Here is a 17,820-nt window from a genome sequence, read left to right on the forward strand (position 1 = left end):
CCGATGTGGCCGGCGCGGCTGCGCACCGGAACCTGCGCTCACCTCACGAGCGTGACCGGGCAACCCGAATCACATCACCGTCGTCCGACGGTCGATCGATTTCTTAGTTTTTTGGTGATCACGTGTGCCTGTTCCAGCAGCAGCCTGCTCAGTTCTGGCCTGCGTGAAGTGCTGCAGCGTGACTCGATCCCGGTGAGGCTGAGCGCCCATGCGGGGCGGCCGTACTCGTCGAACATTGCTGCTCCCATACCCCAGCCGCCTTCCACAATGAGGCCCGGGTTGACCGCGTAGCCGTGTTGCCGCGTCTCGGGCGATGCGCTGTCGCAAGACGGGAATCGCATGCGATGCGCCCCACTCAGCCTCCAACAGATCCCATGCCAGATAGGCCTCGGCCTGGGCGAGGGAGAGAAAGTAGAGGATTGCCAGCCCGGCTGAGGCCATACCAAGCGGGAACCGAACACCCTCGTGAAGCACGACCGACCCAACGGGAAAGCTACCTCCTCACGCTGCCGCGCGTTTTGCGTGCGGCGTGGAGATTCCACCGCGTCATCGAGCATCCGTCGCATCGGTTGGCCCGGTGCATTACCGGCGTGGTGACGGCCCGGCTCGAGACGCACAGAGGGCGCTAAACACCGTCGGCGGCGTAATCGGACTCTTCTCTAGAAGATGCGCACAGCCACCTCGGCTGGAGCCTCGAGCAGTCGTTCGATCTCGTCATCCAGCCGAACCAGCGTGAGCGAGGCACCCGCCATATCGAGAGACGTGCAGTACTCACCGACATAGCTTCGCCCCACTGTGATTCCCTGGGCTGCGAGCTTTTCGTGGGCGATTCCGTACAGGATATACAGCTCACTGGTGGGGGTTCCTCCGAGACCGTTAATCATCAGCGCCACCCGGTCGCCGCTGGCGAAAGGAAGGTCAGGAACGACAGCTCCCAGCAGCTCATCGATGATCTCGTTGGCCGGCATCCACTTGGCCCGTCGTCGTCCGGGTTCTCCGTGGATTCCCACCCCGATCTCGATCTCGTCGTCGGCCAGTTCGAACAGCGGCGAACCCTTGGACGGGGGTGTGCATGCGGTCAGAGCGATGCCCATCGTGCGGGTGACAGAGTTGACTTTTTCGCCGATCCGGACCAACTCGTCGAGGTCCGCTCCGGTTTCAGCGGCTGCGCCGACGGCTTTCATCACGAAGAAGTTTCCGGCCACCCCGCGGCGTCCAACCGTGTAGGTGGAGTCCTCGACCGACACATCGTCATTGATGAACAGCGTTTTCACCTTCACGCCGTCGGCTTCACTCATTTCCTGGGCCATATCGAACGCCATCCGGTCGCCGGTGTAGTTGTTCACCAGCAGCAAAACGCCCTTGGGGGAGGCCAGCAACTTCGTCGTCTCGTAGACGTAGTCCATCGGCGGTGCGGCAAAGATGTCACCAGGGCAGGCTGCGTCGAGCATTCCCTTACCCACGGTCATCACATGGGCCGGCTCGTGGCCGGAGCCCGACCCCTGGATGATTGTCACCTTGTCGTCCCGAGGCGAATCGATGCGGTGGATGAGGTTGTACTTCGGAACGTAGACAAGGGTTGCCGGGTTTGCGAGTGCAATACCTTTCAACATCTCGGGAACGAATTGCTGCGGGTCGTTGATGAACTTTTTCATTGACTTCTCCAATTGGCGGGTGGTGAGATGGAAAATCTTGAGGGGTGCCTCACACGGGTTGGCGGCTACTCCAGGTTTCTGCAAGCCGTTCGGCCAATACTGCGACGGCGAGCGCTCCTGCATCTGCAGACCCGATACTGCGTTCGCCGCTGTAGCTGGCCCGCCCGCGCCTCGCCTGCATTGTGCTCGTATGTTCGGCAGCGGCGCGAGCCGCCGTCGCCATTGCCCGCACAGAATCCTCCACGGACTCGCCGGCATCGTGCGCCCGCTCCAGGGCGTCTACGGCAGGCGCGAGTGCGTCGAGCAGCGTCTTGTCACCGATATCCGAGTTTCCCCGTTTCTTGATGCCTTCGATACTCGAGCGCAGTGCGGTAACGACATCGCCGACCGCCACGTTTTCCATGCCCTTGAGCTGAGTCCCCGCCCGCAAGAAGGCGGTTCCCCAGATCGGCCCGGACGTGCCCCCGATTCGACTCGTGATTTCGATGGCCACCTTCAACAGGAACGTGCCCGAATCTTCACGGTCGAACTGGTCCCAGTTCGCAAGCACCTGCTCGAAACCGCGGGCAAGGGAAAATCCGAAATCCCCATCGCCGACGACCGAGTCGAGATCTCCGAAATATTTCTCATTCTCGACGCAGGTCGTCGCGATCGTGCGGACGACGAATTCGGTCGTGTCAAGACTGCTGCTCATAGCTGTTTCCTCTCGTGTCCATCGGAGCGTTCCGGTTCGAAGGCACCAGGTGATGCTCCCGCCAGAACTGCATCGATGTCTGAAATTGTGATGTAGGCCTGTGGATGCACCCCGGCGGCGTCAACCAGCACAGCGGTGACTTCGCCATCGGGTTCACCAAGGGAAGTGACAACGAGGGATGCGCCGGCGAAATCTTCCTCACGCGTGTAGCCGCTGACCGTGACGACAGTCGAGATCCCGGCTGCGAGTGCGGCCCGGAGCCCATTGGCGCTGTCTTCGATGACAACCGCATCGTCGGCAGTAATGCCGAGTTGATCAAGGGCGAGCAGATAAATGTCCGGTGCCGGCTTTTTTGCCGCGACCGAGTCGCCGGCAAAAATACGAAATTCCTGAGCAGTGGTTGTACCGACCACGTGTGTGAGCACTGCCCGGACGGATGCTTCCGCTGAGGTCGAGGCGATCGCCAGGGTGTAGCCCGCCGCAAGCGCTTCGTTCACAATCCGCGGAATACCCGGCCGTGCCGGGAGCGCCCCGGATGCGACGAGGCCAGTGTAAATTTCCGTCTTGCGCCGATGCCACTCTGCGACGAGTGCGGCCTGCCCCGCGGCATCCGTTGGCAAGCTGGCCAGGGAGACCAGGTCAGCGGTCAGCACGCTCGCCATCCGTTCCTTGCCCCCACCGATCAGCACTTTTTGGGCGTAATCCGCATCGCTCCACTCCACCGGAATACCGAATTCCTTGAAGGTCTGGTTGAAGGCGGGAAGGTGCCCGAAACGCTCGGTGTCTGCGAGCACACCATCGCAGTCGAAAATCAGGGCAGGCATCTCACCACGCCTTCCCGGCGCTGCCAAAGGTTGCTGCAAGCGCTGTTGTCATTTCCCTGACATCACTGGACACCGCGGCGAAGACAGTCGGCGGATCCCACTTGCCCGCGGCCCCTGATTTCTGCGTGTGTGACAGTGAGGACTGTAGGTAGAGCATCTTGAGTGCTGTCGAGATATTGACCTTCGCACAGCCACGGCTGATGAGGTCGCGAAACTGGTCATCAGTCATTCCGCTGCCCCCGTGTAACGCGATCGGCACAGGTTCGGCTCCAACCAGGGCCGTCACGCGGTCGAAATCGAGTACCGGCTCGGAGGCGTACACGCCATGTGCATTACCGATCGATGGTGCGAACACATCCACCCCGGTTCGGCGGATGAAGTCGAGCGAGACCTCAAGGGTCTGGCGTGCTCCGACCTCGTCAGAACCATGGCCGTCTTCGACTCCGGTAATGGCCTCGATTTCCCCTTCGACGTGAGCGCCATGGGCGCGAGCTTCAGCCACAACCTCAATCGTCTGCCGCAGATTTTCCTCCACCGGCAACTGGGACGCATCGAAGAGCACCGAGTTCCAGCCGAGATCGAGACATTGGGTGATTACCGCACGATCCGGGCAGTGATCGAGGTGAAGAGTGACGGGAACGTCGACGTGCTCGGTCATGCTTTTCCACATCGCGAACAGCACCGGAGCGCCTATCGACTTCACGGTCTTGACCGAGGTCTGAACGATCAGTGGAGATCTCGCCTCCATCGCGCCCGCGAGCACCGATTGCAGGGTGAGATCGTTCAGGATGTTGATTGCTGGCACGCCGTACCGCTCGCCAAAAGCCCGATCAACAATCTCCTTGAGTGAGACGACACCCACATTGGCCTCCGTAATTTGCGTACTTCCGAACCTAGATCGCAGCTCGGACAGCGGCTATGGGGAGTTTCCCTACTGGATCCCCCGGATCGCCTCGGATGATACGAGCCGCAACTTCCGCCCGGCTGCGTGCGCCGGACTTGCGAAGAATTGTGCCGACGTGCTTCTCGACTGTCTTCGCTGAAATCCCGAGTTCCCGCGCGATGAGTTTGTCGGGCCAACCGCGCTCGAGGAATGTGGTCACCTGGAGTTCGCGGGTTGTCAGGCCCGGTATCTGCGCGGCTGTCGGCACGTTGAGTACGCGCGAATTCGCTATTGCAACCGCGGCATGAATTGCAAATAGCTCGAGAAGCTGCACGTCATCGGTATCAAAGCGACGGGAGGGGGCATCCCCGAACACGACACAGGCCCCGACGATGGCGGGTCCGAGACGAATTGGCACGCCGATAACCGCGCGGGAATATCGGAGGTCACTCGGTTGGATGTGGCCTCCGGGCACCAGCGAATACTGGTCAAATCCAATCGGCCCGCCCGCTCGCACGACGGCTCCGGTAACGCCCTCGTCAAGGGGGAAGACCTCGCCTGACCGGCATCCGACGTCGAGGTCCACTTCCTTGCGGTAGTGCCCCGCAGTGGCGTCGATCGTGCAGATCGATCCACTGTGACAGTGCAGCAACTCGACAGCATTGCGAAGGATGCGGCGCAAAAGCGGTTCGAGTGCAAACTCCCCGGCCAGATCATTCGCCAGCAGCGACAGGGTGGCAAGCTGACTGACTGGCTGAGGAGACTGTCCAATCCGAGCGTTATTGCCGAGAATCCGGGTGACTGCGGTGTGGTTGGTAGCCGCACCGGTGCCCTGGATCGGGTCTGATGCAAGCGACGAAATAGTCATCGATATCTTCCTGCCTCGCGCCGGTGCGAAGTCCTTTTCCATCCTGTCCCAGACCGCGCCGAGGTGCGAGGGTTTCGGCTGTATTCACGGAGACATCAAGGAAAGGTGACATTCAGGCTTCACATTTCCCGCAGGGGACGTCCTGGGTGTCAAAGCTCACATCCGATCCCGAACCACCACACTTTTCATTGCCGCTGGCAGGGCCCAGTGATCAGCTAATACCTGGGCCGCGACGATCGATCTGGTCGATTGGCCCGCAACTAGGTGCCCTCGTGCACCCGGTTTCGTGTGGCCTCTACCGGTGATGCTGAACAGCCTCACCTGGGGTTTTATGCCGTCCGCATAGACCGTTTCTACGACATCAGCTGAGACCTGATGTTCCGCCCCGGGGTCAGAATGCCGTTGCGTTGCGCGAAATACTCCGCAGTCGCTGGTGCTGAGAGCATCCCGCCACCGCGGAGTGGTCCCCAGCGCCTGGCGGATTGGCCGCTGTATTTGACGAAAAAATCGCTGGTGCCGTGGAACATGGTGACGGCCATTGGCGTGGATTCGTATCGGCCGCCGATGAAGTGTGCCGCGTCAGCTTGCGTTGCCGAGATCAGGCCGGCTCCGGCGATTTTGACCGGTCCAAGTGACTCTCGCCTCCGAGACGAATCAGCCAACACTTACCCAACACTTTGACCCCGAAATACCCCGAAATGCTCGGTAATCACCAGACCCGGTCTCTGCCAAAAATGCCTGAACTCCCGCATAATTCCGGGGTTTTCGGCATTGTTCGGTAGCTGGCAGAGTCCACGATTGTGAGTCAGGGGGTCGCAGGTTCAAATCCTGTCAGCCTGACAATGTGCCCCGGATTTCTGCGGAAGTTCGGGGCTTTTTCATTGTGTTTTTCAGGTTCAGGGCTAAAACGCCGCATTTTGCTAACACTTCGAATTCCCGAGCGATCAAGGTCGTGAATTAACCGCGCCTCGCGGGTGACCCTTCAGCGGCAGAAACGAGTTCTCGCTCGAGGCTGATACTCGCCTCAACCGCAATCGCGGCCTAAACAAACCAGTAACCGAAACCGTCAGCAGTCCCACCCGACAGCAGTCCACGACTGAAGCGAGCCCTATGCAACCGGTCGATGCCGCACCGCCAAGCGATCGCAAGTTTCGGGAAAAGCTATGGCGTCCTCGACGACGTGTAGAACTCAGGCAATGAAGAGCGTTAGTGGATCTTTGACGCCGGAACCGTTCCGGATCTCCGCCACGCCCTGAAACGGCTACTCGATCCGCGGTTTCACGTGAAGAGGCTCACACCACCTGGGCCGACCAGCAGTCCCACGACGATGAGCACAATACCCCAGAGAACTTGGCGTCGAACTAGCGCGACAATACCTGAAATGATGAGGATTGCCGCAATGACCCAGAGAATTGTTGCCATGGTGTTGCTCCATTTCATTCAGCGCCGACGGGCCGTACGCCCACAGCGGTTTTCGGTCTGTTGAAGCGAACGTACCCCCTTCCCGGTCTCTGACCACTGTGTTTTATCCAGAATTTCGTGGTGGTGGGAGGGATTGGTGTCGGTTTGATTGACTTTTGGTTTGCGAAGATTTCGGTTCTCACGAAGGGATGATCAGTCTGCCGAAAGCTTTTCCTTTGGAGTTCCGTCGCGACGTGGTTGCGGTCGCTCGGAAGAATGGCGCCCCGATCGCCCGAGTGGCGAAGGACTTCGGGATCTCCGAATGGTGTTTGCAACGCTGGTTGAAACTGGTCGATTTCGAGGACGGCAACCGGCCCGGGGTGACGCAGGCTGATGCGGCCGAGCTGCGGGAGGTAAAGAAACGGATCCGGCTGCTGGAGCAGGAGAACGAGATTCTCCGCCGGGCGGCCGCATATTGGTCGCAGGCGTCGCTCCCAAAATGGGGTTCCCGCTGGTCCTCGAACTGGCCGCCGACCGGAAGATTCCGGTCGCGGTGACCTGCCGGGTGTTGGGCTTCTCCAGACAGGCGTTTTTCGTCTGGCGGAGGAATCCGGGGTCGCGACGCGACTGGGACAACGCCCACCTGATCAATGCGGCCCTCGCCATTCATGGCGATGAGCCCGGCTTCGGGCATCGGTTCATCGCTGACGAGATCGAGGCGGAGTCTGGCATTGCGGCGTCGGAGCGGCGTGTGTGGCGGCTGTGCTCGCAGCAGCGGATCTGGTCGCGCTTCTCGAAGAAACGCGGCCTGAATCGCAAAGCCGGCCCTCCTGTCCGTGACGACCTCGTGCAACGCGACTTCACCGCGCAGCGTGCGAATCAGTTGTAGCTGACCGACATGACCGAGCACTGGAATCCAAGCCGACGAGGGCAAGCTGTATTTGTGCGCGATCAAGACCTGTGGTCGAACCGGATCATCGGCTACTCGATCGATTCGAGGATGACCGCGGAGCTCGCGGTGGCGGCGGTGCGCAACGCGGTCGCCCTCCGCGATGTCGACGGAACGATCCTGCATTCGGACCGCGGATCACAATTTCAGTTCAGGATGTTTGTCGAGTTGCTCCGCCAGGAGGGCATCGCCGGATTGATGGGACGGGTCGGCGCGTGTGGTGACAACGCCGCGATGGAGTTGTTCTTCGCCCTGCTGCAGAAGAACGTCCCCAAAAAGAGGAAATGGCGCACCCCGCAGGAACTTCGGCTCGCGATGGTGACCTGGATCGGGCGAATCTATCACCGTCGGCGCCGCCAACGTGGACTCGGCACGTTCACCCCGATCGAGTTCGAGATAATCAATTCACAAGCCGGTCACGCGGCCTGAAAACCCCAAACAGGACGAGTCAACCAAACCGACAGCAGACCCCTTCGGATGCGATCGGCCGGGCATCGTGGTCACCTGGTTGACATAGTCATTCCGATCGGTTGCGAGGCATTTGAGTAGTCACACCACGTCGGGTGCAAAACGAAGAGGGTCCTCGAAGCGAAGCCCCGAAAAGATGCCAGCGCTGTTCAATTCAGAGAACACCAACGAGCACCGACCAATTATCAGAAACCCGCCGAGCACACTCAGGGCGCTGTCTGTCCTGATGAACTGACCTTCGCCAGACGGAAATGTTGCCGGGATTACGGGCGACTATATGCGCGAGCTGCCACCTCAGGGCCATCCACCAACGGACTGGCTGAACCCCACCCCGCTACTATGAACGGTAGTGGGAGCGGCCATCGCGGTCGGACACGAAGGCACAACGGAGACGGAAAATGACACGCCCGCTAGGCACTCTGGAACAGTCGGTCATGGACCGTTTGTGGTCTTGGAGCCAGCCTGTGGCGGTGCGTGAAGTCCTGGAGGATCTTCGACGCGATCGAATGCTGGCGTATACAACTGTGATGACTGTCATGGACAATTTGCATCGAAATGGCGTACTGACTCCTGAAAAAGATGGGCGCGCCTATGTGTACCGTCCGGCCGTGACGCGTGAACAGTTCACCGCAGTGTTGATGGGTGATGTTCTAGCCGGCAGCGCCAACACAACGGCCACGTTCCTGCACTTCCTCGAACAAATGCCACCCGCAGAGGTGGCCAGTCTCTGTGCGGCGCTTGATGGACACGAGAAGAATGCTCCCGACCCAACACCATGACTGCTCCGATCGCGGTAATTATCTTCGCCGTGCTCGGGGCTGTGCCTGGCCCGGCTCTGCCACGCCGGAGCCCGTAGCTCGAGCGGTCACCGAACATGGATATCGCGATGCGGCAGGCGGCGAGTTTTTCATTGCTGTCGATCGTGACACTCGTCGGCCTGGCTCTCGCGCTTCCGGCGATCCCGTGGATTACGGATTTGGCATTGCTGATCGAGGCTTGTGCGATGGCCCTTCGTAAGCGGTGCTTCACCCCTGCCGGCGCCATCGTCAGTGCCGCGGGTGCCATCGCTGTTCTCGTCGTGCTCGGGGGAGTCGCCTACTGCCTGGCGTTGGGGCTGACCCGGTCGATGCGCTTGTGGAACACACGTGCAAGCCCTGAGCCTCATCGCCCGGCCGCATCATCATGACGATGCACTCGTGGTCGAGCACGAATCGGCTGCCGCTTACTGCCTGCCGGGTCGGGCTGTGGTCGACGCTCTATAGCGGGCCCTTCCCAGAGGTGACGCCGTCCATGAGGCACTCAGCACCCTCGCACGTCTGGTGGAGATGTCGGCCGATGACACCGCAGCCCGGAGCAGCGAAAGGTTGACTGCAGCTGCAGCTGCAGCGTTGATGCGGTCGGCGGAACGAGGGATGACGCCGCCCGTGGAGCCGGCGGCGGTTCCGCCGCCGGCCGCGTCCGGAGGCTCGTCGGCCCGGCTGGGCCCCCTGATGAAAAAAGGATTGCGGGGACAGCACGAGGAGTCGGTGTCGTGCTGACCCTGCCGTTATTCTGCATTGTCGCCTCAGCGTCCGCTGCTGGAGCGATGTCTCCGTGCACGGTGACAAGCGCCATCTGGATCTTGCAACGGGAGTGGCTTGTGGCTCGCCTGAACGATCGGCCGAAGATGACAGGTTCACCGAAAAGCTCTGCGGTGATCCGCACCAGGCGCCAACAGTACGTGCCGCTGAATTTGCTGCGAATTCGCCACCCAACGGTAAAAAGTGGAATGGCGCGTCTTCCAACTACGTACGATCGGAGCTTGGCATCCGCAACGCGCGGGCCGACCGACATCGTGTGGAAATGAGAAGCTGGTATGAGTTCGATGGAGTCTATGGTGCCGGACTATCTCTATCCCGTTGCCTGGCTATTTGTCGCCGTAGGGGTGATTAGTGCTGCGGTCATCCTTTATGACGTCCACAGCCGCGGCTTTCGCCAGGACAAAAAGGCGATGGAAGCTATCTGGGCCATCACTGCTCTCTATTTTGGCCCGGTAGCGCTGCTGGCCTATTACAAATGGGGCCGCACCAACAGCGCAAAGGTCCGCGAGCTCACGACTTCTCCCATCCAGGGCGGGTGGGGCCGTTCGTTCACCGATGGAACCCCCGGTGGTGCCGCCGCTACGGTTGCGCATTTCATCGGTGTACCGCTCGTCGTCACCAGCGGCCTGACCATAGCCGGAACAGACCTGTGGGTGATGATCATCACCATCGCCCTCCTCGCTATCGCCCTCCTGTTTCTTTTTGAGAAGTTCGTGGCCGGTCTCAATACGGGCCGCGCCCTCCTCACCGCCGCCATCATCGTTCTCGCGTTCGACGTCGGCATGGGTGGCTGGATGATTTTCCTGCATTTTTCATCTTTCATGCCACCGCCTTCTGACATCAGATTCTTCCTCCTCATGCAGATCGGAAACATTCTCGGCTTCATCACTGCCTATCCGGTCGTGAGAGTCCTCGCCCGACGTGGCCCTAGTGCGGCCCACTCCGGCCAGGCCCGCCTCCCTGACGTCGCCGATCCGATCCCGGCGAGCACGACGTAGTCATATTCCGCAGCGATGTGATCGAGGGTCCCGGATCGTAGCTTGCTCGGCACATGACCGAGGATCCGTTCACGTTCGTGCGCATCATCGGTACCGTCCTCAGGCTCAGGCTCAGGCTCAGGCTCAGGCTCGGCGCCGCCGTCGTTGACCGGCTTACGTTCGACGGCACCATCATCGGAACCGGGACCGATTACTGGCGCCTCGCCCAGACCCAGAGGTAACAATCAGCTGCAGACACGATCAGCCGCAAACACAACCGGCCGTAAACGCAAGGACACCGACACCCGGACGCCCATCGGAATCAGGCGTGCTCCTGGATTGCCCCGACAAGCTGGGTAACGGTGGGAGCACCTGCGAACCCCGTGTCAGTGCGATAAACGCGGCAGGCTAAATCGGAGGTGCGCCCAACCGTGGGGAACAGGTCAACACCATCAAGAAGAATCGTCGGCGAACCCGCGAACGGAACCGCTGCCGCCGCGGCACTGTCCGCCAGCAGGCGATACGCCACCTCGATGTCGCCACGATCGAGTTCGGCGAGGGCTGCTTCGACCCGCGTCCCTGCCTCGACCCAGTTTGGGCACTCATCAATATGAAGGATCTCTACACGCATACCCCCAGTATCGCTGTCGCCAGAGCTTCGAGTGATAGATCGACATTAGTGCTCAGGTGCGGCGAAACCAAGCGAGGGTTACGGGTTACGGGTTACGGGTTACGGGTTACGGGTTACGGGTTACGGGTTACACACACTCTTGGGTCAGGTTCTCCAGACGATGAGAGGATGGAAATGAAAACTAGAAATGGCCTGCTGGCTGTATCGACCTTCTTTCCAGTTGCCGCCACCATCGTGTTTGCTTTGAGAACGTCGTGGCTCCACCATCAGGAGATGTACCGTCGCGATCGGTCGAAGGCCCACAGCGCGATGGAAAGAGAGACCCGGTCGCTGTCATCCAAGGGGTTCCGGCCAACGATCTCAGCGATCCGCGCGAGTCGATGACGAACCGTGTTGACGTGAAGATATTGCAGATCCGCAGTCGACTGCAGCGCTCCCTGTTGTTCGAGGAACGTGCGGAGCGTTGCCAGAAGTTGACCTCCGCGGCGTGTGTCGTGGTCCAGCAGCGGCCGTATGAGTTGGTCGATGAACGGAACGAGCCTCACGGGGGGCTGTTGCTCGAGAAGGCCCGTGAGAGTGGTCAGGCTCTCCGGACCGGCAACCTTGCCGAGACGGCGTGCGAGACCGAGTGTTGCGCGAGCCTCCCCGATGCCACGGGAAATCTGGGACACCTCAACCGGACTTCCGTGCCCGCAGACCAAGCCGAGATCGCGGGCCGTGTCGTAAACAGGGTCGGAGCCAGTCGTGACTACGAAGGTCGCTTCGGGGGCGTCAGCGATGAGTGCGCCGGGTAAGTGCGCGGCGAGAAGGGATGCGGTCTCCGCGGGCCACGCCGAGATCGTCAGCGGTTTTCCGACAAGGCCTGCTGTCAGCAATTCCGGCATAAGGGCAGCGGAATCCGCAAGTCCCGCGGCGACCAAGGCGAATAACTGGCCAATGCGTTGCCGGTTCTGATTCTCGTGATCGTCCTTCTCATGCCTGGCGATTTCGAGGATCCTACTGATCTGGCCGAGTACGTCGACTTCGGGCGCAGTAGATGACCCCGTCCATGCGAGGAGATTTCCTTCCGCTGTCGTGATGGACACGGAGCCAGGATCGTCATCCGCGATCGCGATGAGCGTTGCGTTGGGCAGCGGCTCCCCGGTCGCATCCGCAACCTGGTATTTCAGCGAACCCCCGAGAGCTGTGCTGCACAGGGTCAGGATGTCCTCAATTGGCGCGCTATTACGAAGGGCCGCGAGCAACGTGCTGACCAACTCTGCATTCCGGTGGTTGGTGCCTGCTTGCGCGCGAATGCGCGCCTCGGCCAGAACATCATTGATCGCGAGGAAAGGAACTCCGTGAGCCATTTGGATGAGTGGCACCGAGAGCCGCCGGCATTCTTTGATGAGCGCCCGCGGAATCTGAGTGTGTACCTCGCCAATGCCGAGACAGATTCCGGCCGAACCGGTTGCATGGACAGCCTCAACCAATCTGGTGCAACTGGCAGAATCGAGAAGGGCAGACCCCACGGTGCAAACAAGTTCACCGCCGCGCAAATGCGGACGGGCATCGGTCATTTCTGTGGCGTGTGCCCAGCTGACGACTCGAGGGAGGGCCCACTCGGAGCCAACGATGAGCCGAAGCCCAAGCGCCGCCACCTCAACGAGTTGTCCGAGTTCCAGACCGAATGCTGGAGCAATTGTCTTGGCCACTGCCACTACCTCCACGCCAAAATATCCGGATAACACCCCTAAAACGAGGTGAGAGTATAAATTCATTGTAGTTTCCTACAATTTATCCAGAACTTCTGGTCGGTTCGTCCGAACTTGTGTCGGAAAGCTGCCGGGTCTTGCGGTGCCACTCGATAATTACCGGAGTCAAAGGAGACCACCATGACCCAGTTCGAAACGGTCGATGCTACCCAGGGCATTACCCTCAAGCGGGATTTCAACCTCTTCTCATCGTTTGCGTTCGGTTTCGCGTTCATCTCGCCGATCGTGGCGCTGTATGGGATCTTCGGGGTAGCCCTGTCGCTCGCCGGTCCGTCATTCTGGTGGGGCTTTCTTGTCGTGTTCGGTGGTCAGCTTCTCGTTGCCCTTGTCTTCGCGATGTTGGTCTCGCGCTGGCCGATCGAGGGGTCGATTTATCAGTGGTCCGCTCGACTCGGAGGTAAGACATTCGGCTGGTTTGCCGGCTGGGCGTACATGTGGACCCTGCTCATCGCCATGGCTACCGTCGCAATTGCTGCCGCGGGTTTCATCGCCAACGTCATTGGCATCGATAACCCCACCGGCGGTCAGAAGGCGTGGATTGCTCTTGTGGTTCTGGTTTTCGGCACGATCGTGAACCTTGCCGGCCGGATGGCGTTGAAGGTTTTCATGGTCGCCAGTATCATCGCTGAAATCGTGGGCTCCCTCGGCCTCGGCACCTGGTTGCTGTTCTTCCACCAACGCAACCCCATCGGCGTTCTGTTCGATGGAAGCATCGGCCTGGCTGAGGGAACGGGATACCTTTCCCTCAGCGGGCCATTCCTGCTCGCGATGGTGTTCATCGGGTTCTCATTTGTCGGGTTCGAGAGTGCGGGCGCGATCGCCGAGGAGGTCAGCGAGCCGCGAAAGAACCTCCCCAAGGCGATCCTTTTTGCACTCATCTTCATCGCCGTGGTTGTCATGTACACGAGCCTCGCGCTCATCCTCGCCGTGCCGGATCTCGACGCCGTGCGCAGCGGCAGTGTCGCGGATCCCGTGAACTTCACGCTGACCTCACAGCTCGGGAGCCAGATTGCGAAGCCCGTCGAAGTCCTCTTCGTCATCGGATTCCTGGCCAGCTTCCTGGCGCTGCAAACCTCGGCCTCACGGATGATCTGGTCGTTCGCGAGGGATAATGCTCTTCCGGCTTCGAAGATGCTGTCTCGTTTGAGCCGGAAGCAGCGCCAGCCCGTGGGACCCCTCCTGATCACCATGGTGGTCGGCGCCGCTTTGTTCCTCCTCAGCAATGTGGCGGAAAATGTCTATACGCTTATGCTCAACTTCACCTCCGGAGGATTCTTTCTCTCGTTCCTGTTCCCTCTCGTCGGCTTCGTTCTCGTCAATCTCCGCGGGCGGTGGCGCGCCGGCCCGTTCTCGCTTGGCAAGGCGTCGCTCCCGGTCGCTGTGATCGCACTGGTATGGGTTGCCTTCGAATTCCTCAACATCGCCTGGCCCCGCCCCTTTTTCACCGAGGCATTTCTCAACTGGTCAATCTGGATCGCCATGCTCATACTGAGCGTGGTGGGAACGGCGATCTTCCTGGTCGTTCGCAGGGCGATCCCCGTGGTCACCGGAGTCGAATTCCGGATGGCCGGGGAGGCCGAGCCGGAGGGAGAGGTCCCGGACGAAGAAGGAATTCCGGAACTCAAGCGGGAATACTCATGACGATGCCTCCAGCGGGGCGCAGGGTGGCGATTGTCACGGGCGCTGCGAGCGGTATTGGAGCGGCCGCTGCCGCGGAACTTGAATCCCGGGGTTGGGCGGTTGCTGGTTTCGACCTCAGGCCCTCGTCACACTGTTCCTTTGACCTGAGCCTCGATATGTCTGATTCGGAGAGTGTAAGCAACGCAGTCAGTCAGGTTGAGCAGGAACTCGGGCCGGTCGGGGCCGCTGTTTCCGCGGCCGGCTACTACGAGATGCTCCCGGTGTCTGAGATCACCCTGGATAAGTGGCGACGAATGCTCGCCGTGCATGTCGGCGGATTCGTGAACCTGAGTCGTGCCGTGCTACCGGGAATGATCATGGCGGGCACCGGATCAATCGTGGCTATCACGAGCGAACTAGCCATCGGTGGCGGGTCGAATGATGCGCACTATGCGGCGGCAAAGGGCACGCTACTGGGTCTCGTGCGCAGCCTCGCCGCGGAGTTCGCGCCCCAGGGTGTTCGAGTAAATTCCGTCGCACCGGGCCCGACGGATACCCCGCTGCTCGCGCCAGACTCACCCTGGCGCGCGCCGGAATACTTAGCTTCCCTCCCGCTGGGGAGGCTGACTTCGCCGGATGAAGTTGCGCTCTGCATCGCGTTCCTGCTTGACGAGGGAACCTTCTGTGTCGGAGAGACCCTCAACCCCAACGCCGGAGCGGTGATCTGATGTCTGACAGAAAAGACCGGTCATACCCTGATCTCGAAGGCAAGGTCGTCCTCGTCACCGGCGCGGCGCAGGGCATGGGGGCGGCGCATGCGCGCCGACTCGCCGCATCCGGTGCCACCATCGCCGTGAACGACCGTAAAGCCTCAAGTGAGCTGACCGCCCTTGCTGCTGAGCTTTCCAGCGTCGCCGTGCCCGGCGATGTGTCCGACCCGGAGCAGGTGCGGGCCCTGGTGCAGCGGGTGGAACAGGAGCTCGGCGCGGTCGACATCCTGGTGGCCAACCACGCCTTCATGACGATGACGCCATTCCTGGAAGCTGACCCGGGGGAGTGGTGGAAAATCATCGAGACGAACCTCGGCGGGACCTTCCACTTGATCCAGGCCGTCCTACCGGGGATGCGGAGGCGCGGAGCCGGACGTATCGTGGTCATCTCCAGCGAGTGGGGCGTGACCGGGTGGCCGGAGGCAACAGCGTACTCCGCTTCGAAAGCGGGGCTGATTTCGCTGGTCAAGACGCTGGGCCGTGAACTGGCACCCGAGGGCATCATCGTCAACGCGGTCGCACCCGGCGTCACCGACACCCCGCAGCTTGAGGTCGATGCGCGAAGCGCGGGAATCAGCCTCAGGGAGATGCGGGAGAGCTATGCCAACGAGATTCCTCTCGGACGAATCGGCACGGCTCGCGAAATCGCGGCCGCCGTCGCGCTGCTCTGCGATTTCCGACTCTCCGCCATCATCGGCCAGGTGGTGCAGGTCAATGGCGGCTCGACAAGAGGACGGGCGTGAAAATTCCTATGGCTATTTGCTCTTTGAACTTCGCGCCAACACGATAGACAGAAAGAAGTACCCGATGAACACCCCTGAGATCAGCGGCGGAAGCTTGCCGGTGGGCCAGATAGACGGCCAGAAGTCTCCGCGTTACGCCGGCCTGACCACATTCGCCCGGCTGCCCCGACGCGAGGATGTTCCGGATTTCGACGTGGCGGTCGTCGGCATTCCCTTTGACGCGGGAGTCACCTATCGGCCCGGAGCACGCTTCGGCCCCTCGTCGATCCGTGAGGCGTCCCGCCTTTTGCGCCCGTACAACCCCGCTCTCGGCTCGATGCCATTCGCTGACGCACAGGTCGTCGATGCTGGCGACATCGACTGCAACCCCTTCGACATAGTGGAGGCACTGGGAGAGATGGAGGCGGGGCTGGTCGAGCTCATGTCGGGTGGCCGGGCGGTTCTGGCCCTCGGCGGCGACCACACCGTCGCCCTCCCGGCGCTCCGCGCTGTTCACGCTCAACACGGCCCGGTCGCCCTGGTGCATTTTGATGCGCACCTGGATACGTGGGACACCTATTTCGGAGCTCCATACACGCACGGCACCCCGTTCCGCCGTGCCTCGGAGGAAGGCCTGATCCGCAAAGACCGTTCGGCTCACGTCGGAATCCGAGGGTCGCTCTACGACCCGGCGGATCTCGCCGATGACGAGAAGCTGGGCTTCACGATTGTTCACTGCCGCGACTTTGACCGCATCGGAGTCGATGGCATTCTCGAGCGGGTTCTACAGCGGGTCGGCGACGCTCCGCTCTATATCTCCATCGACATCGATGTTCTTGATCCGGCGTTCGCGCCCGCCACCGGAACTCCAGAAGCCGGTGGTATGACAAGCCGCGAGCTCCTCGAGGTACTGAGAGGATTCCGTCATCACCGGATCGTCGGCGCCGACATCGTCGAGGTGTCCCCGGCTTACGATCACGCGGCCATCACGGCCGTGGCGGCCGCCAATCTCGCCTACGAATTGATCACGATCATGTCTGCGCAGCGCGGCGAATGAGGGCCGCAGACCCGATCCGCTGGCCGGACGGAAAACAGTCCGCTGCGGCATTCACCTTTGATGTGGACGCAGAGTCGGCGGTGCTCTGGAATGCACCGGAGGACGCGGGCCGAATGAGCGTGATGAGTCATCAGGCTTACGGCCCGCTTGTCGGAGTTCCGCGGTTACTGGCACTGCTCGATCACCATCAGATCCGCTCCACCTTCTTCGTCCCGGGGTATACCGCTCACCGGTATCCGGGAGTTGTGCGCGACATCGCCCGCGCCGGCCATGAAATCGCACATCACGGCTACCTGCACGAGCAGCCAAGCGCCATCGATCTTGCGGGCCAGATCGCCAACCTCGACCGGGGGCTGGAGGCTCTTGCCGAGGTCGCCGGTGTGCGGCCGGTTGGCTACCGCGCCCCGATGTGGGACCTCTCCTGGGAGACCCCGGCACTCTTGTCAGAACGGGGATTTCTCTACGATTCGAGCCTGATGGACGCGGACGTTCCCTACGAGCTCTCGATCGTGCCGGGCTCCGAGAAGTCAATCGTCGAAATCCCTATCCAGTGGGCACTTGACGATTGGGAACAGTACTGCTTCCTCCCCGACATTTCTGGCAGCGGTCTGATCGAGACGCCCGCCAAGGCACGTGAACTCTGGACCAGCGAGTTCGAGGGGCTCCACGAGGAGGGTGGATGCTGGGTGCTCACGAATCATCCCTTCCTTTCGGGCCGCCCGGGAAGAGCCAAGCACCTGGGCGAGCTCATGGCTGAGGTCATGGCAACCAAGGGAGTCTGGGTAGCCTCCCTCGAGGAAATCGCCATGCACACCCGAAGCCTGGACCTCACCCCGCGGTCGATCGTCCGCCCGGAACTCTGACCGCCCGAAGCCACGGGTTCACGACCGCCTCGGGTAGCCCTCCATCAAAAAAATCTGATGTTCGTGAATAGCAACACCGTCACGTCTCGGCAGCGATGGGGCCC

General features: G+C 61.1%; 20 protein-coding genes. 12 read left to right on the forward strand and 8 right to left on the reverse strand.

The features are described 5' to 3' along the window. Nucleotides 1–659: 659 nt before the first annotated feature. From dhaK to IEW81_RS13495, 6 genes are all read right to left on the reverse strand, one after another. Nucleotides 660–1,655: a dihydroxyacetone kinase subunit DhaK gene (gene dhaK / locus IEW81_RS13470; protein ID WP_097061112.1), complete on the reverse strand. Its 996-nt coding sequence runs from the start codon at nt 1,653–1,655 to the stop codon at nt 660–662. 49 nt (nt 1,656–1,704) lie between these two features. Beyond that, complete coding sequence (gene dhaL / locus IEW81_RS13475; RefSeq protein WP_097061111.1) at nt 1,705–2,349, reverse strand: dihydroxyacetone kinase subunit DhaL; 645 nt, start codon at nt 2,347–2,349, stop codon at nt 1,705–1,707. Then, nucleotides 2,346–3,173: an HAD-IA family hydrolase gene (locus IEW81_RS13480; protein WP_097061110.1), complete on the reverse strand. Its 828-nt coding sequence runs from the start codon at nt 3,171–3,173 to the stop codon at nt 2,346–2,348. Before IEW81_RS13480 ends, dhaL begins: the two co-directional genes overlap by 4 nt. 1 nt (nt 3,174) lies before the next feature. Further along, nucleotides 3,175–4,035 carry a class II fructose-bisphosphate aldolase gene (locus IEW81_RS13485; protein WP_097061109.1) on the reverse strand — a complete coding sequence of 287 codons (861 nt, stop codon included), beginning with the start codon at nt 4,033–4,035 and terminating at the stop codon, nt 3,175–3,177. 31 nt (nt 4,036–4,066) lie between these two features. Further along, nucleotides 4,067–4,924 carry a LuxR C-terminal-related transcriptional regulator gene (locus IEW81_RS13490; protein WP_179691863.1) on the reverse strand — a complete coding sequence of 286 codons (858 nt, stop codon included), beginning with the start codon at nt 4,922–4,924 and terminating at the stop codon, nt 4,067–4,069. 1,278 nt (nt 4,925–6,202) lie between these two features. Then, nucleotides 6,203–6,346 carry a GPGG-motif small membrane protein gene (locus IEW81_RS13495; protein WP_179691862.1) on the reverse strand — a complete coding sequence of 48 codons (144 nt, stop codon included), beginning with the start codon at nt 6,344–6,346 and terminating at the stop codon, nt 6,203–6,205. Between the two features lie 188 nt (nt 6,347–6,534). Between IEW81_RS13495 and IEW81_RS14830 the strand changes: the two genes are divergently transcribed. The 7 genes from IEW81_RS14830 to IEW81_RS14715 all read left to right on the forward strand — a co-directional run bounded on the left by IEW81_RS14830 (nt 6,535) and on the right by IEW81_RS14715 (nt 10,541). Then, nucleotides 6,535–6,882, forward strand: coding sequence for a transposase (locus tag IEW81_RS14830; protein ID WP_486666778.1), 348 nt, complete (start codon nt 6,535–6,537; stop codon nt 6,880–6,882). Further along, entirely contained in the window at nt 6,825–7,214 is a 390-nt protein-coding gene (locus IEW81_RS14835) for an IS3 family transposase (protein ID WP_486666777.1), read from the forward strand. The genes IEW81_RS14830 and IEW81_RS14835 overlap by 58 nt, the downstream gene beginning before the upstream one ends. 54 nt (nt 7,215–7,268) lie before the next feature. Beyond that, on the forward strand, nt 7,269–7,703 hold the full coding sequence (locus IEW81_RS14840) for a DDE-type integrase/transposase/recombinase (RefSeq protein WP_486666776.1): 435 nt from the start codon (nt 7,269–7,271) through the stop codon (nt 7,701–7,703). Between the two features lie 437 nt (nt 7,704–8,140). Beyond that, nucleotides 8,141–8,521, forward strand: coding sequence for a BlaI/MecI/CopY family transcriptional regulator (locus IEW81_RS13505; protein ID WP_097061106.1), 381 nt, complete (start codon nt 8,141–8,143; stop codon nt 8,519–8,521). Between the two features lie 95 nt (nt 8,522–8,616). Further along, nucleotides 8,617–8,928 carry a hypothetical protein gene (locus tag IEW81_RS13510; protein ID WP_097061105.1) on the forward strand — a complete coding sequence of 104 codons (312 nt, stop codon included), beginning with the start codon at nt 8,617–8,619 and terminating at the stop codon, nt 8,926–8,928. A gap of 687 nt (nt 8,929–9,615) precedes the next feature. Beyond that, nucleotides 9,616–10,320 carry a DUF4396 domain-containing protein gene (locus IEW81_RS13515; protein ID WP_218840030.1) on the forward strand — a complete coding sequence of 235 codons (705 nt, stop codon included), beginning with the start codon at nt 9,616–9,618 and terminating at the stop codon, nt 10,318–10,320. Between the two features lie 53 nt (nt 10,321–10,373). Continuing rightward, nucleotides 10,374–10,541 carry a hypothetical protein gene (locus tag IEW81_RS14715; RefSeq protein ID WP_282432092.1) on the forward strand — a complete coding sequence of 56 codons (168 nt, stop codon included), beginning with the start codon at nt 10,374–10,376 and terminating at the stop codon, nt 10,539–10,541. Between the two features lie 80 nt (nt 10,542–10,621). On the opposite strand, the gene IEW81_RS13525 is transcribed toward IEW81_RS14715, so the two are convergent. Next, complete coding sequence (locus IEW81_RS13525; protein ID WP_097061103.1) at nt 10,622–10,930, reverse strand: hypothetical protein; 309 nt, start codon at nt 10,928–10,930, stop codon at nt 10,622–10,624. 266 nt (nt 10,931–11,196) lie between these two features. Next, the gene (locus tag IEW81_RS13530) at nt 11,197–12,690 is read right to left on the reverse strand and encodes a PucR family transcriptional regulator (RefSeq protein WP_097061102.1); all 1,494 of its coding nucleotides are present in this window, start codon (nt 12,688–12,690) and stop codon (nt 11,197–11,199) included. A gap of 114 nt (nt 12,691–12,804) precedes the next feature. On the opposite strand from IEW81_RS13530, the gene IEW81_RS13535 reads away from it, so the two are divergent. The 5 genes from IEW81_RS13535 (at nt 12,805) to IEW81_RS13555 (ending at nt 17,716) form a co-directional block, all read left to right on the forward strand. Then, nucleotides 12,805–14,325 carry an amino acid permease gene (locus IEW81_RS13535; RefSeq protein ID WP_097061101.1) on the forward strand — a complete coding sequence of 507 codons (1,521 nt, stop codon included), beginning with the start codon at nt 12,805–12,807 and terminating at the stop codon, nt 14,323–14,325. Next, nucleotides 14,322–15,032 carry an SDR family NAD(P)-dependent oxidoreductase gene (locus IEW81_RS13540; protein ID WP_229671413.1) on the forward strand — a complete coding sequence of 237 codons (711 nt, stop codon included), beginning with the start codon at nt 14,322–14,324 and terminating at the stop codon, nt 15,030–15,032. The genes IEW81_RS13535 and IEW81_RS13540 overlap by 4 nt, the downstream gene beginning before the upstream one ends. Beyond that, complete coding sequence (locus IEW81_RS13545) at nt 15,032–15,817, forward strand: SDR family NAD(P)-dependent oxidoreductase (RefSeq protein WP_097061100.1); 786 nt, start codon at nt 15,032–15,034, stop codon at nt 15,815–15,817. Before IEW81_RS13540 ends, IEW81_RS13545 begins: the two co-directional genes overlap by 1 nt. Before the next feature lie 64 nt (nt 15,818–15,881). Then, the gene (gene speB / locus IEW81_RS13550) at nt 15,882–16,853 is read left to right on the forward strand and encodes an agmatinase (RefSeq protein ID WP_097061099.1); all 972 of its coding nucleotides are present in this window, start codon (nt 15,882–15,884) and stop codon (nt 16,851–16,853) included. After that, nucleotides 16,850–17,716 (forward strand): polysaccharide deacetylase family protein, encoded by an 867-nt coding sequence (locus IEW81_RS13555; protein ID WP_097061098.1) that lies wholly within the window; start codon nt 16,850–16,852, stop codon nt 17,714–17,716. Before speB ends, IEW81_RS13555 begins: the two co-directional genes overlap by 4 nt. Nucleotides 17,717–17,820 lie beyond the last annotated feature (104 nt).

It is taken from the genome of Salinibacterium xinjiangense (assembly GCF_014645015.1).
In the GTDB taxonomy this organism is placed as follows: Bacteria; Actinomycetota; Actinomycetes; order Actinomycetales; family Microbacteriaceae; genus Rhodoglobus; species Rhodoglobus xinjiangensis.

What these genes read in the sequence shown, in the direction of transcription:
- dhaK (WP_097061112.1), bottom strand. Translation starts at nt 1,655, where the DNA reads ATGAAAAAGTTCATCAACGACCCGCAGCAATTCGTTCCCGAGATGTTG.
- dhaL (WP_097061111.1), bottom strand. Translation starts at nt 2,349, where the DNA reads ATGAGCAGCAGTCTTGACACGACCGAATTCGTCGTCCGCACGATCGCG.
- IEW81_RS13480 (WP_097061110.1), bottom strand. Translation starts at nt 3,173, where the DNA reads ATGCCTGCCCTGATTTTCGACTGCGATGGTGTGCTCGCAGACACCGAG.
- IEW81_RS13490 (WP_179691863.1), bottom strand. Translation starts at nt 4,924, where the DNA reads ATGACTATTTCGTCGCTTGCATCAGACCCGATCCAGGGCACCGGTGCG.
- IEW81_RS13495 (WP_179691862.1), bottom strand. Translation starts at nt 6,346, where the DNA reads ATGGCAACAATTCTCTGGGTCATTGCGGCAATCCTCATCATTTCAGGT.
- IEW81_RS14830 (WP_486666778.1), top strand. Translation starts at nt 6,535, where the DNA reads ATGATCAGTCTGCCGAAAGCTTTTCCTTTGGAGTTCCGTCGCGACGTG.
- IEW81_RS14835 (WP_486666777.1), top strand. Translation starts at nt 6,825, where the DNA reads ATGGGGTTCCCGCTGGTCCTCGAACTGGCCGCCGACCGGAAGATTCCG.
- IEW81_RS13505 (WP_097061106.1), top strand. Translation starts at nt 8,141, where the DNA reads ATGACACGCCCGCTAGGCACTCTGGAACAGTCGGTCATGGACCGTTTG.
- IEW81_RS13510 (WP_097061105.1), top strand. Translation starts at nt 8,617, where the DNA reads ATGGATATCGCGATGCGGCAGGCGGCGAGTTTTTCATTGCTGTCGATC.
- IEW81_RS13515 (WP_218840030.1), top strand. Translation starts at nt 9,616, where the DNA reads ATGGTGCCGGACTATCTCTATCCCGTTGCCTGGCTATTTGTCGCCGTA.
- IEW81_RS14715 (WP_282432092.1), top strand. Translation starts at nt 10,374, where the DNA reads ATGACCGAGGATCCGTTCACGTTCGTGCGCATCATCGGTACCGTCCTC.
- IEW81_RS13525 (WP_097061103.1), bottom strand. Translation starts at nt 10,930, where the DNA reads ATGCGTGTAGAGATCCTTCATATTGATGAGTGCCCAAACTGGGTCGAG.
- IEW81_RS13530 (WP_097061102.1), bottom strand. Translation starts at nt 12,690, where the DNA reads ATGAATTTATACTCTCACCTCGTTTTAGGGGTGTTATCCGGATATTTT.
- IEW81_RS13535 (WP_097061101.1), top strand. Translation starts at nt 12,805, where the DNA reads ATGACCCAGTTCGAAACGGTCGATGCTACCCAGGGCATTACCCTCAAG.
- IEW81_RS13540 (WP_229671413.1), top strand. Translation starts at nt 14,322, where the DNA reads ATGACGATGCCTCCAGCGGGGCGCAGGGTGGCGATTGTCACGGGCGCT.
- IEW81_RS13545 (WP_097061100.1), top strand. Translation starts at nt 15,032, where the DNA reads ATGTCTGACAGAAAAGACCGGTCATACCCTGATCTCGAAGGCAAGGTC.
- speB (WP_097061099.1), top strand. Translation starts at nt 15,882, where the DNA reads ATGAACACCCCTGAGATCAGCGGCGGAAGCTTGCCGGTGGGCCAGATA.
- IEW81_RS13555 (WP_097061098.1), top strand. Translation starts at nt 16,850, where the DNA reads ATGAGGGCCGCAGACCCGATCCGCTGGCCGGACGGAAAACAGTCCGCT.